The organism is Pseudoalteromonas sp. SG41-5 (genome assembly GCF_014164495.1).
Classification (GTDB): domain Bacteria; phylum Pseudomonadota; class Gammaproteobacteria; order Enterobacterales; family Alteromonadaceae; genus Pseudoalteromonas; species Pseudoalteromonas rhizosphaerae.
This window is the reverse complement of the sequence record NZ_JACJFH010000139.1, coordinates 1-2,587: the sequence shown is the minus strand read 5'-3', so window position 1 is coordinate 2,587 and position 2,587 is coordinate 1. Positions and strand designations below refer to the sequence as shown.

1 protein-coding gene, 1 rRNA gene and 1 pseudogene are annotated in these 2,587 nt (G+C 39.4%); 2 read left to right on the top strand and 1 reads right to left on the bottom strand.

Annotated features, from left to right (window positions below):
• The first annotated feature begins 11 nt into the window (after positions 1-11).
• Positions 12-126 (top strand): 5S ribosomal RNA (gene rrf, locus H5232_RS21380).
• Positions 127-380: 254 nt separating this feature from the next.
• Positions 381-506: pseudogene (locus H5232_RS21375) on the top strand (RluA family pseudouridine synthase); the annotation flags it as partial.
• Positions 507-1,204: 698 nt separating this feature from the next.
• On the opposite strand, the gene H5232_RS21370 reads toward H5232_RS21375, so the two are convergent.
• A complete protein-coding gene (locus H5232_RS21370; protein WP_310736896.1) occupies positions 1,205-2,545 on the bottom strand; it encodes a tetratricopeptide repeat protein in 1,341 nt (446 codons plus the stop codon).
• Between the last annotated feature and the right edge of the window lie 42 nt (positions 2,546-2,587).

Sequence of the window (2,587 nt, the reverse complement as noted above, 5' to 3'; positions counted from 1 at the left end):
CACCAAATTTGCTTGGTAACAATAGCGTTTTGGACCCACCTGACCCCATGCCGAACTCAGTAGTGAAACGAAACAGCGCCGATGATAGTGTAGCATTTGCTATGTGAAAGTAGGACATTGCCAGGCTCCAAATTGAGAAAGCCGCTTCAGAAATGAAGCGGCTTTTTTACGTCTGCAGGAAAGCTATTGGCTTCGAGCCGTCAGCGTTAACCTTTGACATGCGTTCACTGCCATTTTCTAATCTTGAAAACTAGCGCCCTTTATAGTTAAAAGCCAAACTACAGCGCAGCATACCGACTTTTTTGTGTATGATAGAAATTGAACTAGTTTCAAGATACTAATGTTGCAACGTTTTTATAAAATCAATAATGAGAGAAATAATGTCTGATACAAATTTGCCACAGCATTCTATTGTCGATGACTTTATTGCATCGGTTTGTCATGAGCATGTGGAAATTTTATATAAAGACGATGATATTTTATTGATCAATAAACCCAGTGGCTTATACCAATCTGCCAAATTATGTGATCTAATTAGCACACTGATACTTATCTACTTTTACTAAATTGAACTTATAAAAATCCAAGCAACTTTTAGCTTTATCACGTAAAGAGCCTAATGCAAGAAAGCGCATACGCCTGCTTGCTGTTTCATTATTCTTTGAGGGTGAAAACAGAACGAATATTGCTAAGCGCCTAAATACAGCGCGCGGCAGTGTCAATAAATGGGTTTCAAACAACCTTAACAATGGAGTTGGATACGGCAACACTGTTTATCTAATCGTGTGTTTAGTGGTTATGAAGAAATAGTCGAACAGGTTTCGCAAGCGTGGAATAAATTCATTCCTGATCCTGATACGGTTAAAAGCATATGCTCTAGAGACTGGATCAAATTGACTTAATCTTTATGCAGACTGGTATCACAGACAAACCCACACTCTCTATAAAATCACCCAACTCGCTAACGACATAAGAAGAAACTATAAACTAGACAATAAAAAGCCCAACGTTGTGCTGGGCTTGGTGTAATACCAATCGACTTAAATATTTAACCATTCTAGCGAGCTAAATAAAGTGCTAACTGCGTTATAATTTATTCAAGTATAACAACTACATGTCGAAACTTACGCCTTGTTATCACTGTATTTATCTGTCGCTATAAATGGTCAGTAACTTAACACGATTGGTATAAATCTATTAACTATTAACCTTCTCGTTGGATCAGTCCTTCAAGAGCGCGAATGTTGGTGAGTAAGTCTTGCCTTTGTGGGTTGGCGTTAAGTGCTTTTTTAAGCTGGCTTAATGCTTCTTTGTAGTTTTTATTTTCAATTTCAATTTGCGCGAGGCCTAACCATGCAGAGAGTTGGTACTCAGGTAAAGCTTGTGCTCGTACATACATTAACCTTGCTTGTGTCAGTTGGTTTTGTTGCTGATAGATATTTGCCAGGCTTAACAGTGCATCGCCAAGATTTGGGTCGATTGTTAATGCTTTATGTAAACTCTTTTGAGCTTGTTTAAAGTTACCTTGCTCAATTGCTAGCTGAGCGGTATAAACTGAAAACTCTGCGCGGGATTGTTTTGATAACTTATTTATAAAAGGGTTTAGTTGCGAAACGAGCTGCTTGGCTAGCTGCCATTTTTTTTGTGCGATAAGCCAATTTAGGGTTTGCATACTAATCTCGCTAGCTTCTGCTATTTGAGGTGGCTGAGTGCTTGCTAATGCATTACTTAACAATTCAACAGAGCGTGAGTAGCTACCTTGTGTAAGATGAAGTTGTGCTGCAAGTAATTGATTACTTGCATTGCTAGGTGCCAGCTTTAAAGCTACTTCAATACTTGCCAAAGCTTGTTTATTGTTGTCTTGTTGTAAGGCAATTTGTGCACGTTGTAGCCAAAGCTCTGGATTGTTAGGGGATGCATTTAATAGCTCTTTTAGCAGAGCTTGGGCTTGACCTAGATCGCCGGCAGCAATTAGTGAAAAAAGTAACCCTTGTTGATATTGTGCTTGCTGTGGCTCAAGCATTAATGCCTGACGATAAGCTGCAATTGCGCTCCAAGGTTGCTCAGCTTGTACATGAATATAGGCAAGTTGCGCATAGACTTGCGCATCTGCTTGGCCAAGTTCAATACAGCGGGTTAGATGTGGCTGTGCTTGTTGATAATTACCTTGCTGCATATAGAGCAGACTTAAACCTTGATGAGCTTTAACTAAATCTGACATGCTTGATAAACTTGCCTTTAACGCCTGCTCAGCTCCTGCAAACTGTTTTAAGGTTAACAAAACTTGGCCACGTAAAAGTTGTAACGCAGGGCTATCGTTACCTAATTCACGTTGTGTAAATAGATCAGCAACAGCTTGGTAGTTACCTTGTTGTAATAGTGGTTTTAGTTGCTGGGCGAAGCTGCGTTCATTAGCTTCGATTTTTATATCTGTTGGGCTCAGTAAATTATTATTGATCAGCAACTGCCAGTGTGGATCGCTTGGTTGTAGCTTTACCTGCAATGAGGTTGCTTGGCTGGCAGCCATATAAAAGGTTAATGGCACGATAGCTAAAGACGTTAACCATTTTTTTTTTGTTAATCTTTT